Below are 19,320 nucleotides of genomic sequence, written 5' to 3'. Positions count from 1 at the left end.
CGGTACACTGGTATACGGAGATGTCCATCGTGGGAGCCTGGGTTCATTTTGACCTGGGTGCGCAGGGTGGGTAGTCTTTCCCCTCGTGCCCGGGCTCGCCCGGGCAACTCGTGCGTGCGCCCGATTCGGAATGTGCGACGGGTATGAAGCAGCACGACGGGGAGCTAGGTCCCAAGCCGGTGAGAACAGGCCTGGAATCGAGCCCCTGACACAGACAAAGCCGGAGCGCGCGAACCTTCGCGCGTGATGGGACCGTGAGCCGGACGACACGCCCGACCGCGGGTGTGGGAGGCCCTCCTCGGAGAGCAGCCCACACACAGAGGCAGAAATACACGGTGCGGCCGCCAAACAGGAGCGGCCGAAGGGAGCGGAGAAACCCGGTGCCCACGATCCAGCAGCTGGTCCGCAAGGGCCGCCAGGCGAAGACGAGCAAGACGAAGACGCCGGCGCTGAAGGGAAGTCCTCAGCGGCGCGGCGTGTGCACGCGCGTGTACACCACTACCCCCAAGAAGCCGAACTCCGCGCTGCGCAAGGTCGCTCGTGTGAAGCTCAGCAGCCAGATCGAGGTGACGGCGTACATCCCGGGCGTCGGCCACAACCTGCAGGAGCACTCGATCGTGCTCGTGCGTGGCGGTCGTGTTAAGGACCTCCCGGGCGTCCGCTACAAGATCGTTCGTGGTTCGCTGGACACCCAGGGTGTCCGCAACCGCAAGCAGGCCCGCAGCCGTTACGGCGCGAAGAAGGAGAAGAGCTGACATGCCGCGTAAGGGACCCGCTCCGCGCCACCCTGTGGTCGCAGACCCGGTGTACAACTCCCCGCTGGTAACGCAGCTGGTCAACAAGATCCTGATCGGCGGCAAGCGTCAGCTCGCCGAGCGCATCGTGTACGGCGCCCTGGAGGGTGCCCGCGAGAAGAGCGGCGGCACCGACCCCGTGGTGATCCTCAAGCGCGCCATGGACAACGTGAAGCCGACCCTCGAGGTCCGTAGCCGTCGCGTCGGTGGCGCGACCTACCAGGTTCCGGTCGAGGTTCGTACCCCGCGTCAGACCACTCTCGGTCTGCGCTGGCTGGTCCAGTACTCCAAGGCCCGCCGCGAGAAGACCATGATCGACCGCCTCCAGAACGAGCTGCTCGACGCCAGCAACGGCCTGGGTGCCGCTGTCAAGCGTCGCGAGGACACTCACAAGATGGCGGAGTCCAACAAGGCCTTCGCGCACTACCGCTGGTAAGACCCTGCTGCGGGCCCGGCAATCCGCCGGGCCACGGCAGTCGTACCGGTCCACGAGACGACGACGAAGAAAAGTAGGGATGGAAGTGGCCGCCGCAGACGCGCTCGCCAAGGTACGCAACATCGGCATCATGGCGCACATCGACGCTGGTAAGACCACGACGACCGAGCGAATCCTGTTCTACACCGGTATCACGTACAAGATCGGTGAAGTGCACGACGGCGGCGCCGTCATGGACTGGATGGAACAGGAGCAGGAGCGCGGTATCACCATCACTTCCGCCGCCACCAAGTGCGAGTGGAAGGGTCACACGATCCAGATCATCGACACGCCTGGCCACGTCGACTTCACGGTCGAGGTCGAGCGGTCGCTGCGTGTGCTCGATGGTGCGGTCGCGGTGTACGACGGTGTGGCCGGCGTGGAGCCCCAGACCGAGAACGTCTGGCGCCAGGCGGACAAGTACGACGTCCCCCGGATGTGCTTCGTCAACAAGCTCGACCGGACCGGTGCCGACTTCTTCCGCTGCGTGCAGATGATGATCGACCGGCTCAACGCCACCCCGCTGGTCCTCCAGATCCCGATCGGGCTCGAGGGTGACCACATCGGTGTCGTCGACCTGATCGAGATGCGCGCGCTCACCTGGCGTGGGGAGACCCAGAAGGGTGAGGACTACGCGATCGAGGAGATCCCGGCCGACCTGGTCGCCTCCGCGACCGAGTGGCGCGAGAAGCTCATCGAGACCCTCGCGGACGTCGACGACGCCGTGATGGAGAAGTACCTCGAGGGCGAAGAGGTCTCGATCGACGAGGTCCGGGCCGCCATCCGGCGCGCCACGATCGCCAGCAAGGCCAACCCGGTGCTCTGTGGCTCGGCGTTCAAGAACAAGGGTGTGCAGCCGATGCTGGACGCCGTTGTCGAGTTCCTGCCGTCGCCGCTGGACATCCCGGCCATCCAGGGCACCGCGACCGACGGCGAGACGCCGCTGCTGCGCAAGCCGTCGAACGACGAGCCCTTCTCGGCACTGGCCTTCAAGATCCAGACCGACAAGCACCTCGGCAAGCTCACGTACGTCCGGGTCTACTCCGGGACGCTCGAGACCGGTACTCAGGTGATCAACTCCACCAAGGACCGGAAAGAGCGCATCGGCAAGATCTACCAGATGCACGCGAACAAGCGTGAGGAGCGCGCCACCGCGCAGGCCGGCGACATCATCGCCGTCCAGGGTCTGAAGCAGACCACCACCGGTGACACGCTCAGCGACCCGGCCAAGCCGGTCATCCTGGAGTCGATGACCTTCCCGGAGCCGGTCATCCAGGTCGCCATCGAGCCGAAGACCAAGTCGGACCAGGAGAAGCTGGGCACCGCTATCCAGCGCCTGGCCGAAGAGGACCCGACGTTCCGCGTCTTCAACGACGAGGAGACCGGCCAGACCATCATCGCCGGCATGGGCGAGCTCCACCTGGACATCCTGGTGGACCGCATGCGCCGCGAGTTCGGTGTCGAGGCCAACATCGGCAAGCCGCAGGTGGCGTACCGCGAGACCATTCGCGGCACGGTCGAGAAGCTCGACTACGTCCACAAGAAGCAGACCGGTGGTTCGGGCCAGTACGCGAAGGTCATCGTCAAGGTCGAGCCGCTCACGCTCGAGGCCGACGGCCCGACGTACGAGTTCGTGAACGCGGTCACCGGTGGCCGTATCCCCCGGGAGTTCATCCCCTCGGTGGACGCGGGTGCGCAGGACTCCCTCCAGTACGGCGTTCTCGCCGGCTACCCGTTGGTGGGTGTCAAGTTCACGCTGCTGGACGGCCAGTACCACGAGGTCGACTCGTCCGAGATGGCGTTCAAGATCGCCGGCTCGATGGCGATGAAGGAAGCGGCCCGCAAGGCCGACCCCGCGCTGCTCGAGCCGATGATGGCCGTTGAGGTCACCACCCCTGAGGACAACATGGGTGACGTCATCGGCGACCTCAACTCCCGGCGTGGCATGATCCAGTCGATGGAGGAGCGCCACGGCGCCCGTGTCGTCCAGGCTCTGGTGCCCCTCTCGGAGATGTTCGGCTACGTCGGCGACCTGCGGTCGAAGACTGCCGGCCGGGCTAGCTACAGCATGCTGTTCGACTCCTACGCTGAGGTTCCCGCGAACGTGGCGAAGGAGATCATCGCTAAGGCCACCGGCGCCTGACGCGTTGAGGCACGTGCGGCCTGTCGAGGGCCGCACGTGCACTAGCAGTCGACAGAGTCCTGAGCGCCTTACTGGCGTGCCGGGCAAAAGTAATGATCAGTCCACAGGAGGACACCAGTGGCGAAGGCGAAGTTCGAGCGGACTAAGCCGCACGTCAACATCGGCACCATTGGTCACATCGACCACGGTAAGACGACGCTGACTGCGGCCATCACGAAGGTCCTGCACGACGAGTTCCCTGAGCTCAACCCGTACACCCCGTTCGACGAGATCGACAAGGCGCCTGAAGAGAAGGCCCGTGGTATCACGATCTCGATCGCGCACGTCGAGTACCAGACCGCGGCGCGTCACTACGCGCACGTGGACTGCCCCGGCCACGCCGACTACATCAAGAACATGATCACCGGTGCCGCGCAGATGGACGGCGCGATCCTGGTGGTTGCCGCGACCGACGGCCCGATGCCGCAGACCAAGGAGCACGTGCTCCTGGCCCGCCAGGTCGGCGTTCCGTACATCGTCGTCGCCCTGAACAAGAGCGACATGGTCGAGGACGAGGAGCTCCTGGAGCTCGTCGAGCTCGAGGTCCGCGAGCTGCTCAGCACCTACGAGTTCCCGGGCGACGACCTGCCGGTCGTCCGCGTCTCGGCGCTCAAGGCGCTCGAGGGCGACCCGGAGTGGACCGGCAAGCTCCTCGAGCTGATGACCGCGGTCGACACCGCGATCCCGCAGCCCGAGCGTGAGACCGAGAAGCCGTTCCTCATGCCGATCGAGGACGTCTTCACGATCACCGGCCGTGGCACCGTGGTGACCGGTCGCGCCGAGCGTGGCATCCTCAAGCCGAACGAGGAGGTCGAGATCGTCGGTATCCGCGAGAAGTCGACCAAGACCGTTTGCACCGGCATCGAGATGTTCCGCAAGCTGCTCGACGAGGCCCGCGCGGGTGAGAACGTCGGCCTGCTGCTCCGCGGCATCAAGCGCGAGGACGTCGAGCGCGGCATGGTCGTCGTGAAGCCCGGCACCTCTACTCCGCACACGGAGTTCGAGGGCCAGGTCTACATCCTCTCGAAGGAGGAGGGTGGCCGGCACACGCCGTTCTTCCAGAACTACCGGCCGCAGTTCTACTTCCGCACCACGGACGTCACCGGCGTCGTCACGCTGCCCGAGGGCACCGAGATGGTCATGCCCGGCGACTCCACCTCCATGTCCGTGAAGCTGATCCAGCCGATCGCCATGGAGCAGGGCCTGAAGTTCGCGATCCGTGAGGGTGGCCGCACCGTCGGCGCCGGCACGGTCACGAAGATCAACGTCTGATCTGAGAATGTTCACGATCGCTTTTCGTGAGCTTCGGCTCCCGGGGAGCGGTGAGCAACTCTCAGAGGTGACCCCGATTAGCAATGTCGGAATCGATCCGGCATACTAGTCAGGTTGCGTCCGCGCGGGGTGGGTAGCTGTCTCGTACAGTTACCCACCCTCGCCGGGTGTCCGGGTGTGTTTTGATTTGCCGCCCGGCCCCCAGATTCCCGCGATCGGCGCCTCCCCAGCAGTCAGGGGGCAGGGGCTGAAGCAGAATGCCCAGCATTCTGAGCAGAGGCGCGACACGCCCGACCGCGGGGGTCGGACAACGCAGGATCAACGGTCCTGCGGGCATGCGGAGGTACCGCTTCCGCACGTAGCGGCATCGAGAGAAGGAAACAGAAGCCACCATGGCGGGACAGAAGATCCGCATCCGGCTCAAGGCCTATGACCACGAGGTCGTCGACTCCTCGGCGCGGAAAATCGTCGAGACGGTGACGCGTACCGGGGCGCAGGTCGCGGGCCCGGTGCCGCTGCCCACGGAGATCAACCGTTTCTGCGTGATCCGTTCGCCGCACAAGTACAAGGACTCGCGCGAGCACTTCGAGATGCGCACGCACAAGCGTCTGATCGACATCATCGACCCGACCCCGAAGACGGTCGACTCGCTCATGCGTCTCGACCTTCCGGCTGGCGTCGACATCGAGATCAAGCTGTAGGGACCGGACAATGGACAGGCAAGTTAAGGGGATCCTGGGCGCCAAGCTCGGCATGACCCAGGTCTGGGACAACAACAAGGTCGTCCCGGTAACCGTGGTGCAGGCCGGCCCTTGCGTCGTGACCCAGGTCCGCACCGATGAGAAGGACGGCTACTCCGCTGTCCAGCTGGCCTACGGCGCGATCGACCCGCGCAAGGTGAACAAGCCGGAGACCGGCCAGTTCGCCAAGGCCGGCGTTTCGCCGCGGCGCCACCTCGTGGAGCTCCGCACGGCTGACGCCAGCGAGTACGAGCTCGGCCAGGAAGTCACCGCCGAGACGTTCGCCGCCGGCCAGCCGATCGACGTGACCGGCAAGACCAAGGGCAAGGGCTACGCCGGTGTCATGAAGCGGCACGGCTTCCACGGTCTCCGGGCCAGCCACGGTGTCGAGCGTAAGCACCGCTCGCCCGGCTCGATCGGCGCCTGCGCGACCCCGGGTCGCGTCTTCAAGGGCGTCAAGATGGCCGGTCGCATGGGTGGCAAGCGCTTCACCGTGCAGAACCTGGTCATCCAGGCCGTCGACACCGAGCGCAACCTGATCCTGGTCCGCGGCGCGGTGCCCGGTCCCAAGGGCGCGCTGATCCTGGTTCGTTCCGCGTCGAAGAAGGGCGGTGCCAAGTGAGCTCGGTTGACGTGATCAACGCCGAGGGCACCAAGGCCGGCTCGGTCGACCTGCCCGCGAACGTTTTCGACGTGCAGGCGAACATCCCGCTGATGCACCAGGTCGTCGTGGCGCAGCTGGCCGCGGCCCGTCAGGGCACGCACAAGGCCAAGACGCGCGGCGAGGTCGCCGGCGGTGGCAAGAAGCCGTACAAGCAGAAGGGCACCGGTCGCGCCCGTCAGGGCTCGATCCGCGCGCCGCAGTTCACCGGTGGTGGCGTCGTGCACGGTCCCGTGCCGCGTGACTACAGCCAGCGGACCCCCAAGAAGATGAAGGCCGCCGCTCTGCGTGGCGCCCTCTCCGACCGGGCCCGTGACGGCCGCGTGTTCGTGGTCGAGTCGTTCGTCACCGGCGAGAAGCCGTCGACGAAGGCCGCGATCGCGACCCTGCGCAAGGTCGCCCAGACCACCAAGGTCCTGGTCGTTCTGGACAGCCAGGACGAGCTGAACTGGGTTTCGCTGCGCAACGAGCCGTCCGTGCACCTCATCGAGGCCGGCCAGCTCAACACTTACGACGTGCTGGTCGCCGACGAGGTGGTCTTCACGAAGGTCGCGCTCGACGAGTTCCTCGGCGGGACCGAGAAGTCCGAGGAGGGCGACAAGTGAGCACGATCGCCGACCCGCGCGACATCATCGTCGCCCCGGTGGTCTCCGAGAAGAGCTACAGCGTTCTCGACCAGAACTGGTACACGTTCGAGGTCAGCCCGGCCGCGAACAAGACCCAGATCAAGATCGCGATCCAGCAGATCTTCAACGTCCGCGTGCTGTCCGTCAACACGGCGAACCGCGAGGGCAAGCGCAAGCGCACCAAGACCGGTTGGGGTCAGCGCAAGGCGACCAAGCGCGCCATGGTGAAGCTGGCTGACGGTGACCGCATCGAGGCCTTCGGCGGCCCGGTCAGCTAAGGGGTTTGTGAATCATGGCAATCCGTAAGTACAAGCCGACCACGCCGGGCCGTCGTGGCTCCAGCGTCGCCGACTTCGCTGAGATCACCCGGTCGACGCCGGAGAAGTCTCTGCTGGTTCCGCTGCCCAAGAAGGGTGGCCGCAACGTCCACGGCCGGATCACCACCCGGCACCAGGGCGGTGGCCACAAGCGGCAGTACCGGCTGATCGACTTCAAGCGGAACGACAAGGACGGCGTGCCGGCCAAGGTCGCTCACATCGAGTACGACCCCAACCGCACCTCCCGCATCGCTCTGCTGCACTACGCCGACGGTGAGAAGCGCTACATCCTCGCGCCGAAGGACCTGAAGCAGGGCGACCGCATCGAGTCCGGTGTGGGCGCGGACATCAAGCCGGGGAACAACCTTCCCCTGCGCAACATCCCGGTCGGTACGACGGTCCACGGTGTGGAGCTTCGTCCCGGCGGTGGCGCCAAGCTGGCCCGTTCGGCCGGCGTCGGCATCCAGCTGCTCGGCCGTGAAGGTGCCTACGCCACGCTGCGTATGCCGTCCGGTGAGATCCGGCGCGTCGACATCCGCTGCCGCGCGACGGTCGGCGAGATCGGCAACGCCGAGCAGTCGAACATCAACTGGGGTAAGGCCGGCCGTATGCGGTGGAAGGGCAAGCGCCCGACCGTCCGTGGTGTGGCCATGAACCCTGTCGACCACCCGCACGGTGGTGGTGAGGGTAAGACCTCCGGTGGTCGTCACCCGGTCAACCCGGCTGGTAAGCCGGAGGGCCGTACCCGCCGCAAGGGCCAGGAGAGCGACAAGCTGATTGTTCGCCGCCGCTACGCCACCCGCAAGCGCGGGTAACGGGAGTTAAAAGATGCCTCGCAGCCTGAAGAAGGGCCCGTTCATCGACGACCACCTGCTCAAGAAGGTGGAAGTCCAGAACGAGAAGAACTCGAAGAACGTCATCAAGACCTGGTCTCGGCGTTCGACCATCATCCCCGACATGCTGGGTCACACCATCGCGGTGCACGACGGCCGCAAGCACGTCCCGGTGTTCATCAGTGAGGCGATGGTCGGGCACAAGCTCGGCGAGTTCGCTCTGACCCGTACGTTCAAGGGTCACGAGAAGGACGACCGCAAGAGCCGTCGTCGCTAAGCAGATACACGATTCAGAGGAATTAGGAGCTACAGCGATGCCAGTTAAGGGCGACGCTCCGGTGCTTCCGGGCGCGCGGGCGGTTGCGCGGCACGTGCGCATCTCGCCGAACAAGGCGCGCCGGGTGATCAACCTCGTTCGTGGTCTGCCCGCGAAGGAGGCGCTGGTCGTTCTGCAGTTCGCGCCGCAGGCCGCCAGCGAGCAGGTCTACAAGGTGCTTGCCAGCGCCATCGCGAACGCGGAGAACAACGAGCGGCTCGACGCCGACGCTCTCCTCGTCAGCGAGGCGTTCGTCGACGAGGGCCCCACGCTCAAGCGGTTCCGTCCGCGGGCGCAGGGCCGGGCGTACCGGATCCGCAAGCGCACGAGTCACATCACCATCGCGGTCGAGGCGGTCCAGACGGCCCGCCCGGCGAAGAAGGCAGCGGCCAAGCCGGCCGCGCCGAAGGCCGAGTCCCAGAGCACGGAGGGTGCCGAGTAATGGGTCAGAAGGTTCACCCCACCGGGTTCCGTCTCGGCATCTCGACTGACTGGCGGAGCCGTTGGTTCGCCGACAAGCTCTACAAGGACTACATCGGCGAGGATGTCAAGATCCGCCGCATGATGTCCAAGGGCCTCGAGCGCGCCGGCATCTCCAAGGTCGACATCGAGCGGACCCGCGACCGGGTCCGGGTCGACATCCACACCGCCCGGCCGGGCATCGTCATCGGCCGTAAGGGTGCGGAGGCCGACCGGATCCGCGGCGAGCTCGAGAAGCTCACCGGCAAGCAGGTCCAGCTGAACATCCTCGAGGTCAAGAGCCCCGAGTCGGACGCTCAGCTGGTCGCGCAGGGTGTCGCGGAGCAGCTGTCCTCCCGGGTCAGCTTCCGCCGCGCGATGCGCAAGGCCATGCAGTCGGCCATGAAGAACCCGGTCTGCAAGGGCATCCGGGTGCAGGTCTCCGGCCGCCTCGGTGGCGCGGAGATGAGCCGCACGGAGTTCTACCGTGAGGGTCGCGTTCCGCTGCACACGCTCCGCGCGAACATCGAGTACGGCTTCTTCGAGGCCCGTACCACGTTCGGCCGGATCGGTGTGAAGGTCTGGATCTACAAGGGCGACGCCGTTCCGGGTCGCGAGGTCGCCCCCGAGGCGCCCGCGCGTCCGCGCCGGGACCGGGCCGACCGTCCCGAGCGTCCGCGTCGTGGCCGTTCCGGTTCGTCCGGCACGACCGCGGGCGGCACCGAGGCCGGCCGGGCCGCTCAGGCCGCGGCGACCGCCGATGACACCGCCGCTGCTCCGGCTGCGGCTGAAAAGCAGCAGGAGGGCTGACCTGTGCTGATGCCCCGTAAGCCCCCGAAGGGCTTCCGTAAGCCGCACCACCCGGACCGCCACGGCGCGTCCAAGGGTGGCAACCGGGTCGTCTTCGGTGAGTTCGGTATCCAGGCTCTCGAGCCGGCGTACGTGACCAACCGTCAGATCGAGTCGGCACGTATCGCCATGACCCGTCACATCAAGCGTGGCGGCAAGGTCTGGATCTCGATCTTCCCGGACCAGGCCCTGACCAAGAAGCCGGCCGAAACCCGCATGGGTTCCGGTAAGGGTTCTCCCGAGTGGTGGGTGGCGAACGTCAAGCCGGGTCGGATTCTCTTCGAGATGTCCTTCCCGAACGAGACGGTCGCGCGTGAGGCGATGCGCCGCGCGATCCACAAGCTCCCGATGAAGTGCCGCATCGTGACGCGCGAAGTGGGTGAAAGCTGATGGCCACCGGCGTTAAGGCCGCTGAGCTCCGCGAGCTTCCTGAAGAGGAACTGGTCGCGAAGCTCAAGGAAGCCAAGGCGGAGCTGTTCAACCTTCGTGTGCAGCGTGCGACCGGGCAGCTCGACAATCACCGTCGGCTCCAGGTCGTCCGCAAGGACATCGCGAAGATCTACACGATCATGCGGGAGCGGGAGCTCGGTCTCTCGGTCGCGCCGGACGAGGTGACGGCATGAGTGAGAACACCACCGCTCCGCGCGCTCAGCGCAAGGTGCGTGACGGTCTCGTGGTCAGCGACAAGATGGACAAGACCGTCGTTGTCGAGGTCGAGGACCGGGTCAAGCACGCCCTGTACGGCAAGGTCATCCGCCGTACGCGGAAGCTGAAGGTCCACGACGAGCAGAACGCTGCGGGAGTCGGCGACCGGGTTTCGATCATGGAGACCCGTCCGCTCTCCGCCACCAAGCGGTGGCGCATCGTGGAGATCCTCGAAAAGGCCAAGTGAGTGCGCTGGGCCGGCTCCGGCCGGCCCAGCGGACCATCGTTCCGCCAAGCTTCGGGTCGCTGACCCGGAGAACTGGCAGACATAGGAGACAGACGTGATCCAGCAGGAGTCGCGACTGCGCGTCGCGGACAACACGGGTGCCCGGGAAATCCTGTGCATCCGGGTGCTCGGTGGCTCCGGTCGCCGTTACGCGAGCATCGGCGACGTCATCGTGGCCACGGTCAAGGACGCCATTCCGGGTGCGGGTGTGAAGAAGGGCGACGTCGTCAAGGCGGTCGTCGTTCGCACCGCCAAGGAGCGGCGCCGTCCGGACGGCTCGTACATCCGCTTCGACGAGAACGCCGCCGTCATCATCAAGGACGGCGGGGACCCCCGCGGTACCCGCATCTTCGGCCCGGTCGGGCGCGAGCTGCGCGACAAGCGGTTCATGAAGATCATCAGCCTGGCGCCGGAGGTGCTCTGACCGTGAAGATCAAGAAGGGCGACACGGTCGTCGTCATCGCCGGTAAGGACAAGGGCGCCAAGGGTAAGGTCATCGCGGCCTACCCGACGCGGGACAAGGTCCTGGTCGAGGGCGTCAACCGGATCAAGAAGCACGAGCGTATCCGCACGAACCAGCGCGGTTCGAAGACCGGTGGCATCGTCACCCAGGAAGCCGCCATCCACATCTCGAACGTGCAGGTGGTGGACGGGGACGGCAAGCCGACTCGCATCGGTTACAAGATTGACGAGAACGGCAACAAGGTCCGGATCGCGCGTACGACCGGTAAGGAACTCTGATGACTGCCGCTACCGAGCCTAAGACGCTGCCGCGTCTCAAGCAGAAGTACCGCTCCGAGGTCATTGCGGCCGTCCAGGAGCAGTTCAAGTACGGCAACCCGATGCAGGTCCCCGGTCTGGTCAAGATCGTGGTCAACATGGGTGTCGGCGAGGCCGCCCGGGATGCCAAGCTGATCGACGGCGCGGTCCGGGACCTGACCACGATCACCGGCCAGAAGCCGCTGGTCCGTCGGGCGACCAAGTCCATCGCGCAGTTCAAGCTGCGTGAGGGCATGCCGATCGGCGCGAAGGTCACCCTCCGCGGCGACCGGATGTGGGAGTTCCTGGACCGGCTGCTGTCGATCTCGCTGCCGCGTATCCGTGACTTCCGCGGTCTGGACGGGCGGAAGCTGGACGGCCACGGTAACTACACGTTCGGTCTGACCGAGCAGTCGGTGTTCCACGAGATCGATCAGGACAAGATCGACCGTCCGCGGGGCATGGACATCACCGTGGTCACGACCGCGACGACCGACGACGAGGGCCGGGCGCTGCTGAAGCACCTGGGCTTCCCGTTCAAGGAGAACTGATATGGCTAAGAAGGCGCTGATCATCAAGGCGGCCGCGAAGCCCAAGTTCGCCGTGCGTGCCTACACCCGCTGCCAGAAGTGCGGTCGCCCGCACTCGGTCTACCGCAAGTTCGGCCTCTGCCGCGTTTGCGTGCGGGACATGGCCCACCGTGGCGAGCTCCCCGGCGTGTCCAAGGCCTCCTGGTAACTTCCGTCCTTTTGGCCCGCCTTCACGGCGGGCCACCAGGCGGACCCGAATGTAATGCCGCTTCGCCGTAGGCCTGAGCCCAGCTCGGGAACCCCGGCGAGAAAGGTTGACGAATACCCATGACGATGACGGACCCGATCGCAGACATGCTGACGCGTCTGCGCAACGCCAACCAGGCGTACCACGACAAGGTGACCATGCCGTACTCGAAGATCAAGGCGAACATCGCCGAGGTCCTCAAGGCCGAGGGTTACATCGCGTCGTGGACGTCTGAGGAGCCCGAGGAGGGCGCGGTCGGCAAGCGTCTGGTCGTTGAGCTCAAGTACGGCCAGAGTCGCGAGCGCAGCCTCGCCGGCATCAAGCGCGTCTCGAAGCCCGGCCTGCGGGTTTACGCCAAGTCCGACGAGCTGCCCCGCGTGCTCGGTGGTCTCGGTGTCGCGATCATTTCGACGTCCCAGGGACTGCTGACCGACAAGCAGGCCCGCAAGCGGAGCGTTGGCGGGGAAGTCCTCGCCTTCGTCTGGTAACTGGAGACTTAGACATGTCGCGAATCGGACGTAAGTCGATCCCGGTCCCGGCCGGCGTCGACGTCACCATCACGGGGCAGACCGTCAAGGTCAAGGGCCCCAAGGGCGAACTGTCGCACACCGTCGCCGAGCCGATCACGGTCTCGAAGGACGATGGCGAACTGGTCGTCAACCGCCCCAACGACGAGCGCAAGGCCAAGGAACTCCACGGCCTCTCTCGTACCCTGGTCGCCAACATGATTATCGGCGTCACCGAGGGCTACAAGAAGACGCTCGAGATCAACGGCACCGGTTACCGCGTGACCGCCAAGGGCAAGGACCTCGAGTTCGCCCTCGGCTTCTCGCACCCGGTCCTGGTGCCGGCCCCTGCGGGCATCACCTTCTCCGTCGAGAAGCCGACCGTTTTCTCGGTCGCCGGTATCGACAAGCAGCTGGTTGGTGAGATCTCCGCGAACATTCGCAAGATCCGCCCGCCGGAGCCCTACAAGGGCAAGGGTGTCAAGTACCAGGGCGAGGTCATCCGCCGCAAGGCTGGAAAGGCAGGTAAGAAGTGACCGCCACGCTGATCAAGCGCCGCAACGGCGGCGGTGTTGCCGCCAAGCGTGCCGTCGGCAAGGCGCGTCGGCACTTCCGGGTCCGCAAGAACGTCCGTGGTACGGCCGAGCGTCCCCGCCTGGTCGTCACCCGGTCCGCGCGGCACATCACCGCGCAGATCATCGACGACCTCAAGGGCCACACGCTGGCCTCGGCGTCGACTCTCGACACCTCGATCCGTGGTGGAGAGGGCGACAAGAGCGCCCTGGCCGGCAAGGTCGGTGCTCTGCTCGGCGAGCGGGCCAAGGCCGCGGGGATTTCCAAGGTCGTCTTCGACCGCGGTGGCAACAAGTACGCGGGCCGGATCGCCGCGCTTGCGGACGCCGCCCGCGAAGCCGGACTCGAGTTCTAGGAGGATTTGACCAATGCCTGGTCAGCAGCGCCGTGGCGGCGGGTCCGGCGGTAACACCGAAGGTGGCGGCCGCCGCGACAACCGCCGTGAGGGCGGTCGCGGTAACGCGCCCGTCGAGAAGACCCCGCACCTGGAGCGGGTCGTCGCGATCAACCGTGTCGCGAAGGTCGTCAAGGGTGGTCGTCGCTTCAGCTTCACCGCCCTGGTGATCGTCGGCGACGGTGACGGCACCGTCGGCATCGGCTACGGGAAGGCCAAGGAGGTGCCCGCGGCTATCGCCAAGGGTGTCGAGGAGGCCAAGAAGCACTTCTTCAAGGTTCCGCGTATCGGTGCGACCATTCCGCACCCGATCACGGGTGAGGCTGCCGCGGGTGTCGTCCTGCTCAAGCCGGCTTCCGCTGGTACCGGTGTTATCGCCGGTGGCCCGGTGCGTGCCGTGCTCGAGTGCGCCGGTATCCACGACATCCTGTCGAAGAGCCTCGGCTCCTCGAACCCGATCAACATCGTGCACGCGACCGTGGCCGCTCTGAAGGGCCTCGAGTCCCCGGAGGCTGTCGCGAAGCGTCGTGGCCTCCCCGTCGAGGACGTGGCGCCGGCTGCCATGCTGGCGGCGCGGGCGGAAGCGGCGGTGCGCTGATGGCACGCTTGAAGGTCACCCAGATCCGGTCCGGTATCGGCCGTAAGCAGAACCAGCGGGACTCCCTGCGGTCGCTCGGCCTGAAGCGGATCAACGATGTGGTGGTCAAGGAGGACCGTCCCGAGATTCGGGGCATGATCTTCGCCGTGAACCACCTCGTCACTGTCGAGGAGGTCGAGTAATGGCGATCAAGGTCCACCACCTTCGTCCCGCAGCGGGCGCCAAGACCGCGAAGACCCGTGTGGGTCGCGGTGAGGGCTCGAAGGGCAAGACCGCGGGTCGCGGTACCAAGGGCACCGGGGCTCGGAAGAACACCCCGGCGGCGTTCGAGGGTGGGCAGATGCCCATCCACATGCGCCTCCCGAAGATGAAGGGTCTGGGCAACCGGCCCCGTAACAAGGTCGTCTTCCAGGTCGTGAACCTGGACCGGCTCGCCGAGCTGTTCCCGAACGGCGGCGAGATCGGCCCCTCCGAGCTGGTCGAGGCCGGCGCGGTGCGCAAGGGCCAGCCGGTCAAGGTGCTGGGCTCGGGCGAGCTGGGCGGCGTGTCGCTGACCGTCTCCGCCCACGCGTTCAGCGAGTCGGCCAAGGAGAAGATCGCTGCCGCCGGTGGTTCCGTCACCGAGCTGTAGTAGCTAGCGCGGTTGAGGCCGCGGTTCCGGGGTAATCCCCCGGGGCCGCGGCCTCTTCCCGTTTCCGGGCGTGGCGTAAACGGCCCTGTGCGGCGCGTGAGGCGCTGATTGCGCTGTGAGGGTTACGGGAGTGCGGATCGGGCGTTTGGTCCCGTGTGGGCCGCCTCAGGGCGGCGGGTGCCGGGCGTTCCGCATCGGACAGTGGTTGTCTTCGATGGAAACTGGGAGTGTTCCCGTCGGTGCCGTAGGGTGAGACGAGCATGCCGACAGGCGCGCAAGGAACCGCTTCAGCCATGAAGCCGGACAGTTGTGTTGTACTGGGACATCAGCCCGTGCCATGCCGGTGGTTGCGTCCTCGGCCTTGCTGATACAGTGCTCCGCTGGCGGCCTCTATGGCTGTCCAATGATGTGTGCCCGAAGTTCCGGGATACCGCAATCCAGAGTGTGGCGACCACGCAGGAGGATCAGTTGTTGTCCGCCTTCTCGAGCGCGCTTCGGACGCCTGACCTGCGGAAGAAGCTACTCTTCACGGTAGCGATCGTCGCCATTTATCGTCTCGGTGCCACATTGCCCAGTCCTGGCGTGTCCTACGCCAACGTCCAGGCATGTCTGAAACTCACCGAGTCGGACACCAACGGCGTTCTCAACCTGCTGAACCTCTTCTCCGGCGGCGCGCTCCTGCAGCTCTCCGTTTTCGCGCTGGGCATCATGCCGTACATCACGGCGTCGATCATCCTGCAGCTGCTCACCGTGGTGATCCCGCGGCTGGAGCAACTGCGCAAGGAAGGTCAGTCCGGCCAGGCGAAAATCACGCAGTACACCCGCTATCTGACGCTCGGCCTGGCTGTCCTGCAGGCCTCGGCGTTCGTGGCGCTGGCTCGCACCGGTCAGCTGTTCAACAACATGTGCGACCAGGACGACCCGACCTACCAGATCATCCCCGAGTCCACCGGCATCCCGATGTGGCTCACGCTGACGATCCTGGTCATGACGATGACCGCCGGTACCGGTGTGGTCATGTGGCTCGGCGAGCTGATCACCGACCGCGGTGTCGGCAACGGCATGTCCGTCCTGATCTTCACCTCGATCGCGGCCCGCCTTCCCGGTGAGGGCTGGAGCATCAAGGAGTCCAGCGGCACCGGCAAGTTCTTCCTGGTGATCGGCCTGGTCCTGGTCATCATCGCGCTGGTGGTCTTCATCGAGCAGGCGCAGCGCCGGATCCCGGTGCAGTACGCCAAGCGGATGATCGGCCGGCGGATGTACGGGGGCACCTCGACCTACATCCCGCTGAAGGTGAACCAGGCGGGTGTCGTCCCGGTCATCTTCGCGTCCTCGCTGCTCTACCTGCCGCAGCTGTATCTGCAGTTCTTCGATCAGAACAACCTGAAGGACTACCAGATCTGGATCCAGCGGTACCTGGCGGACGCGACCAGCCCGTTCTACATCGGCGTGTACTTCCTGCTGATCATCTTCTTCACGTACTTCTACGTCTCGATCACGTTCAACCCGACCGAGGTCGCGGAGAACATGAAGAAGTACGGTGGTTTCGTGCCGGGCATCCGCCCGGGCAAGCCCACCGCCGACTACCTGGACTTCATCCTCAGCCGGATCACCCTGCCGGGGGCGTTGTACCTTGGCCTGATCTCGGTCCTGCCGAACTTCTTCTTCATCTGGCTGAACCAGCAGCAGTACCAGAACTTCCCGTTCGGTGGTACCGCGGTGCTGATCATGGTGGGTGTGGGTCTGGAGACGGTGAAGCAGATCGAGAGCCAGCTCATGCAGCGGAACTACGAAGGGTTCCTCCGGTAGTGGGTACGCGGGGCCGGGGGGCTCTGGCGTCGGTGTGCGTGGTTTCTCAGGACCGAAGCGAGGCGATGTAGGTGCGGCTGGTACTGGTGGGCCCTCCGGGGGCCGGCAAGGGGACCCAGGCTGAGTTCATCGCCGCCCATCTCGCCGTACCGAAGATCTCGACCGGGGACATCTTCCGGGCGAACGTGTCGCAGGGGACGCCGCTGGGCGTCGAGGCCAAGCGCTACATGGACGCCGGGCAGCTCGTCCCCGACGAGGTGACCATCAACATGGTCCGCGACCGGCTCGCCGAGCCGGACGCCGGTGACGGCTTCCTGCTGGACGGCTTCCCGCGGACAGTGCCCCAGGCGTCGGCCCTGGACAAGCTCCTGGCCGACCTGGGCACGGCGCTGGACCTGGTGATGGAGCTCGTGGTCGACGACGACGAGGTCATCCGGCGGCTCTCCGGCCGCCGGACCTGCCGGGGTTGCGGAAAGATCTGGCACGTCGAGTTCGACCCGACGAGCAAGGACAACATCTGCGACCGGTGCGGCAGCGAGCTGTTCCAGCGCGACGACGACAAGGCCGAGACGATCGCCAACCGGCTGGTCGAGTACTCGGACAAGACCGCTCCTCTGGTCGACTTCTACGGCGCCCAGGGCAAGCTGGTCGGCATCGACGCGACCGGTCCGGTCGAGGACGTGACGATGCGCGCGATCGACGCCCTGCAGTCGTTCGGGGGCTGAGGCGGCCGCACAGGGCTGAACCGGTCCCGGACGGGGGCCGAGAAAGCCCGAACGGGCCGAGGACGCCAGAGGGCGGATCAGGCCCGACAATCGAGCACCGCTGCTGCCCCGGGTAACCCCGGGGCAGTGGCATGTAGAGAACGAGAGAGCCATGCGCCGCCAAGAGCTGGACATTCAGCTGAAGACCCCTGAGCAGATCGAGCTGATGCGGGCCGCCGGCCTGGTCGTCTTCGCGGCTCTGGAGGCGATGCGGGCGGCTGTCGCTCCCGGTGTCTCCACCGCCGATCTGGACGCGATCGCCGAGAAGGTGATCCGGGACGCGGGCGCGGTCCCGTCGTTCAAGGGCTACCACGGCTTCCCCGCCTCGATCTGTGCCTCGGTCAACGAGCAGGTCGTGCACGGCATCCCCGGCGCCGAGCAGGTGCTCCGGGAGGGTGACCTGATCTCGCTGGACTGCGGCGCGATCCTGGAGGGCTGGCACGGCGACTCGGCGATCACGGTCGGTGTCGGCGAAACCGATCCGAAACTGCTGAAGATGGCCGAGGTGGCCGAGGACGCGATGTGGGCCGGGATCGCCGCCGCGGCGCGCGGGGTGGCCAACGGGCGCGGCCGGCTGACCGACATCTCGTTCAACATCGAGAAGACCATCCGCAAGGCGGGGCGGTACGGGATCGTCGACGGTTACGGCGGTCACGGCATCGGCACCGAGATGCACCAGGACCCGCACGTGCTCAACCACGGCAAGCCGGGCCGGGGCATCCGCCTGGAGCCGGGTCTGGCGCTGGCGATCGAGCCGATGATCACGCTGGGATCGCCGCGTACGGCCGAACTGAGTGATGGGTGGACCGTGGTGACCCGGGACGGCTCCCGGGCCGCGCACGTGGAGCACACGATGGCTCTGCTGGCCGACGGGGTGTGGGTGACCACGGCTCCGGACGGCGGTCGCGCACGTCTGGGTGATCTCGTCACGGCACGCCAGCCGTAGTGGCCGCTGGTGTGCTGGTGGCATCCTGGGACGCATGGGGCATGAGGGGATGCGGGCCGGCGACGGCGATCGGCAGCAGGTCGCCGATCAGCTGAAGGCGGCGCTGGACGAGGGCCGGCTGGATCTGAGCGAGTACGACGAGCGGGTGCAGAGGGCGTACGGGGCGAAGACCTACGGCGATCTGGACGGGTTGCTCGACGATCTGCCGGGCACGGTGCCGGTGACGAAGTCCCAGGTGATGCCGGCTGCCGCTCCGGAGCCGCCGACGGCTCACGGCTCGGTGCACAAGAAGGCGAAGCATCAGGGCAAGTCCGGTGGCGTCCAGGGCATGGCCTTCGTCTTCGTGATCTGCGTCTTCGTCTGGCTGATGGGCGGTGCGGGTTACTTCTGGCCGGGCTGGGTGTTGATTCCGCTGGCCTTCGCGGTGATGGCGCACTTCAAGGACCGGGGCAATCGCGGCCACTAGGACCGTTATGGTCGAGTTGTCCATCGGTGAACACGCCCGACAGCGGGTTACGCAACCCTCGGTTTGGCGTGGCTGTTGAGGGCGCGTAGACTGGCTCGCTGGCGCGTAGCGTCCACTCCTTCATGTCCTCAAGCGCTTCGGGGACCGAGGGAGGCGCGGCTGTCCGCGGGTCTTCCGGCCCCCGGATGACGTTGCGTCAGCCTGCCCCAGAACCCGATGTCAGGTAGCGGAGGACATGCCCAAAAAAGACGGAGCCATCGAGATCGAAGGCCGAGTGATCGAGCCCTTGCCCAACGCCATGTTCCGCGTTGAGCTTGCGAACGGTCACAAGGTCCTGGCACACATCTCCGGGAAGATGCGCCAGCACTACATCCGCATCCTTCCCGAGGACAGGGTCGTCGTCGAGCTTTCGCCGTACGACCTGACCCGCGGGCGCATCGTCTACCGCTACAAGTAAACGGGTCGCGGGGGTTTTCCAATCCCGTCTGACTGAGAGTTAAGGCAAACCGTGAAGGTCAAGCCGAGCGTCAAGCGGATCTGCAACAACTGCCGGGTCATCCGGCGGCACGGCCGGGTCATGATCATCTGCTCCACCGACCCGCGTCACAAGCAGCGCCAGGGCTGATTACCGGCGCAAGATCC

General features: G+C 66.1%; 30 protein-coding genes and 1 pseudogene. All 31 read left to right on the top strand.

Features of this window, described 5'->3' with window-relative positions; all coding sequences use genetic code 11:
• Window positions 1-380: 380 nt before the first annotated feature.
• Window positions 381-755, top strand: a complete 375-nt coding sequence (gene rpsL / locus Aco03nite_RS22650; protein ID WP_014440718.1) for a 30S ribosomal protein S12 — start codon at window positions 381-383, stop codon at window positions 753-755.
• Between the two features lies 1 nt (window position 756).
• Complete coding sequence (gene rpsG / locus Aco03nite_RS22645) at window positions 757-1,230, top strand: 30S ribosomal protein S7 (RefSeq protein WP_203797600.1); 474 nt, start codon at window positions 757-759, stop codon at window positions 1,228-1,230.
• Window positions 1,231-1,315: 85 nt separating this feature from the next.
• A complete protein-coding gene (gene fusA, locus Aco03nite_RS22640) occupies window positions 1,316-3,412 on the top strand; it encodes an elongation factor G (protein WP_310381368.1) in 2,097 nt (698 codons plus the stop codon).
• A gap of 117 nt (window positions 3,413-3,529) precedes the next feature.
• Window positions 3,530-4,723: an elongation factor Tu gene (tuf, locus tag Aco03nite_RS22635; RefSeq protein ID WP_203797596.1), complete on the top strand. Its 1,194-nt coding sequence runs from the start codon at window positions 3,530-3,532 to the stop codon at window positions 4,721-4,723.
• 392 nt (window positions 4,724-5,115) lie between these two features.
• Window positions 5,116-5,424, top strand: coding sequence for a 30S ribosomal protein S10 (gene rpsJ / locus Aco03nite_RS22630; RefSeq protein WP_007073037.1), 309 nt, complete (start codon window positions 5,116-5,118; stop codon window positions 5,422-5,424).
• Between the two features lie 10 nt (window positions 5,425-5,434).
• Complete coding sequence (rplC, locus tag Aco03nite_RS22625; RefSeq protein WP_203797594.1) at window positions 5,435-6,085, top strand: 50S ribosomal protein L3; 651 nt, start codon at window positions 5,435-5,437, stop codon at window positions 6,083-6,085.
• Window positions 6,082-6,729 (top strand): 50S ribosomal protein L4, encoded by a 648-nt coding sequence (gene rplD / locus Aco03nite_RS22620; RefSeq protein WP_203797593.1) that lies wholly within the window; start codon window positions 6,082-6,084, stop codon window positions 6,727-6,729. Before rplC ends, rplD begins: the two co-directional genes overlap by 4 nt.
• On the top strand, window positions 6,726-7,028 hold the full coding sequence (gene rplW / locus Aco03nite_RS22615) for a 50S ribosomal protein L23 (RefSeq protein ID WP_203797592.1): 303 nt from the start codon (window positions 6,726-6,728) through the stop codon (window positions 7,026-7,028). Before rplD ends, rplW begins: the two co-directional genes overlap by 4 nt.
• Before the next feature lie 14 nt (window positions 7,029-7,042).
• Entirely contained in the window at window positions 7,043-7,882 is an 840-nt protein-coding gene (rplB, locus tag Aco03nite_RS22610) for a 50S ribosomal protein L2 (protein ID WP_089292870.1), read from the top strand.
• Between the two features lie 13 nt (window positions 7,883-7,895).
• Window positions 7,896-8,177, top strand: a complete 282-nt coding sequence (rpsS, locus tag Aco03nite_RS22605; RefSeq protein ID WP_092548802.1) for a 30S ribosomal protein S19 — start codon at window positions 7,896-7,898, stop codon at window positions 8,175-8,177.
• A gap of 37 nt (window positions 8,178-8,214) precedes the next feature.
• Entirely contained in the window at window positions 8,215-8,658 is a 444-nt protein-coding gene (rplV, locus tag Aco03nite_RS22600) for a 50S ribosomal protein L22 (RefSeq protein ID WP_203797591.1), read from the top strand.
• On the top strand, window positions 8,658-9,485 hold the full coding sequence (gene rpsC, locus Aco03nite_RS22595; protein WP_203797590.1) for a 30S ribosomal protein S3: 828 nt from the start codon (window positions 8,658-8,660) through the stop codon (window positions 9,483-9,485). The genes rplV and rpsC overlap by 1 nt, the downstream gene beginning before the upstream one ends.
• Window positions 9,486-9,488: 3 nt before the next feature.
• Window positions 9,489-9,914, top strand: a complete 426-nt coding sequence (gene rplP / locus Aco03nite_RS22590; RefSeq protein WP_014687763.1) for a 50S ribosomal protein L16 — start codon at window positions 9,489-9,491, stop codon at window positions 9,912-9,914.
• Window positions 9,914-10,147, top strand: a complete 234-nt coding sequence (rpmC, locus tag Aco03nite_RS22585; RefSeq protein ID WP_203797589.1) for a 50S ribosomal protein L29 — start codon at window positions 9,914-9,916, stop codon at window positions 10,145-10,147. Before rplP ends, rpmC begins: the two co-directional genes overlap by 1 nt.
• Window positions 10,144-10,416, top strand: coding sequence for a 30S ribosomal protein S17 (rpsQ, locus tag Aco03nite_RS22580; protein ID WP_092548791.1), 273 nt, complete (start codon window positions 10,144-10,146; stop codon window positions 10,414-10,416). Before rpmC ends, rpsQ begins: the two co-directional genes overlap by 4 nt.
• 94 nt (window positions 10,417-10,510) lie before the next feature.
• Window positions 10,511-10,879, top strand: a complete 369-nt coding sequence (gene rplN, locus Aco03nite_RS22575; protein ID WP_007465279.1) for a 50S ribosomal protein L14 — start codon at window positions 10,511-10,513, stop codon at window positions 10,877-10,879.
• Window positions 10,876-11,196, top strand: coding sequence for a 50S ribosomal protein L24 (rplX, locus tag Aco03nite_RS22570; protein ID WP_203797768.1), 321 nt, complete (start codon window positions 10,876-10,878; stop codon window positions 11,194-11,196). Before rplN ends, rplX begins: the two co-directional genes overlap by 4 nt.
• The gene (gene rplE / locus Aco03nite_RS22565; protein WP_203797587.1) at window positions 11,196-11,765 is read left to right on the top strand and encodes a 50S ribosomal protein L5; all 570 of its coding nucleotides are present in this window, start codon (window positions 11,196-11,198) and stop codon (window positions 11,763-11,765) included. The genes rplX and rplE overlap by 1 nt, the downstream gene beginning before the upstream one ends.
• A 1-nt stretch (window position 11,766) precedes the next feature.
• Window positions 11,767-11,952, top strand: a complete 186-nt coding sequence (locus tag Aco03nite_RS22560; RefSeq protein ID WP_014440734.1) for a type Z 30S ribosomal protein S14 — start codon at window positions 11,767-11,769, stop codon at window positions 11,950-11,952.
• A gap of 119 nt (window positions 11,953-12,071) precedes the next feature.
• Window positions 12,072-12,479 (top strand): 30S ribosomal protein S8, encoded by a 408-nt coding sequence (gene rpsH, locus Aco03nite_RS22555; protein ID WP_092548783.1) that lies wholly within the window; start codon window positions 12,072-12,074, stop codon window positions 12,477-12,479.
• Between the two features lie 14 nt (window positions 12,480-12,493).
• Window positions 12,494-13,033 carry a 50S ribosomal protein L6 gene (gene rplF, locus Aco03nite_RS22550; RefSeq protein WP_203797586.1) on the top strand — a complete coding sequence of 180 codons (540 nt, stop codon included), beginning with the start codon at window positions 12,494-12,496 and terminating at the stop codon, window positions 13,031-13,033.
• A complete protein-coding gene (gene rplR, locus Aco03nite_RS22545; protein WP_425544579.1) occupies window positions 13,030-13,425 on the top strand; it encodes a 50S ribosomal protein L18 in 396 nt (131 codons plus the stop codon). Before rplF ends, rplR begins: the two co-directional genes overlap by 4 nt.
• 13 nt (window positions 13,426-13,438) lie before the next feature.
• On the top strand, window positions 13,439-14,062 hold the full coding sequence (rpsE, locus tag Aco03nite_RS22540) for a 30S ribosomal protein S5 (RefSeq protein ID WP_203797585.1): 624 nt from the start codon (window positions 13,439-13,441) through the stop codon (window positions 14,060-14,062).
• Window positions 14,062-14,244, top strand: coding sequence for a 50S ribosomal protein L30 (gene rpmD, locus Aco03nite_RS22535; protein WP_043531070.1), 183 nt, complete (start codon window positions 14,062-14,064; stop codon window positions 14,242-14,244). The genes rpsE and rpmD overlap by 1 nt, the downstream gene beginning before the upstream one ends.
• Window positions 14,244-14,693: a 50S ribosomal protein L15 gene (gene rplO, locus Aco03nite_RS22530; RefSeq protein WP_203797584.1), complete on the top strand. Its 450-nt coding sequence runs from the start codon at window positions 14,244-14,246 to the stop codon at window positions 14,691-14,693. Before rpmD ends, rplO begins: the two co-directional genes overlap by 1 nt.
• A gap of 468 nt (window positions 14,694-15,161) precedes the next feature.
• Window positions 15,162-16,502, top strand: a complete 1,341-nt coding sequence (gene secY, locus Aco03nite_RS22525) for a preprotein translocase subunit SecY (protein WP_203797764.1) — start codon at window positions 15,162-15,164, stop codon at window positions 16,500-16,502.
• 71 nt (window positions 16,503-16,573) lie between these two features.
• On the top strand, window positions 16,574-17,227 hold the full coding sequence (locus tag Aco03nite_RS22520) for an adenylate kinase (protein WP_203797583.1): 654 nt from the start codon (window positions 16,574-16,576) through the stop codon (window positions 17,225-17,227).
• 151 nt (window positions 17,228-17,378) lie between these two features.
• A complete protein-coding gene (gene map / locus Aco03nite_RS22515; protein ID WP_203797582.1) occupies window positions 17,379-18,212 on the top strand; it encodes a type I methionyl aminopeptidase in 834 nt (277 codons plus the stop codon).
• A gap of 49 nt (window positions 18,213-18,261) precedes the next feature.
• A pseudogene (locus Aco03nite_RS54740) lies at window positions 18,262-18,445 on the top strand (DUF1707 SHOCT-like domain-containing protein); the annotation flags it as partial.
• A gap of 468 nt (window positions 18,446-18,913) precedes the next feature.
• Complete coding sequence (gene infA, locus Aco03nite_RS22505; RefSeq protein ID WP_007073013.1) at window positions 18,914-19,135, top strand: translation initiation factor IF-1; 222 nt, start codon at window positions 18,914-18,916, stop codon at window positions 19,133-19,135.
• A 51-nt stretch (window positions 19,136-19,186) separates the two neighbouring features.
• The gene (rpmJ, locus tag Aco03nite_RS22500; RefSeq protein WP_091262778.1) at window positions 19,187-19,303 is read left to right on the top strand and encodes a 50S ribosomal protein L36; all 117 of its coding nucleotides are present in this window, start codon (window positions 19,187-19,189) and stop codon (window positions 19,301-19,303) included.
• Window positions 19,304-19,320 lie beyond the last annotated feature (17 nt).

It is taken from the genome of Actinoplanes couchii (genome assembly GCF_016862075.1).
In the GTDB taxonomy this organism is placed as follows: Bacteria; Actinomycetota; Actinomycetes; order Mycobacteriales; family Micromonosporaceae; genus Actinoplanes; species Actinoplanes couchii.
Note: the sequence above shows the minus strand (reverse complement) of the source record. Positions and strands in the feature narration are given on the sequence as shown.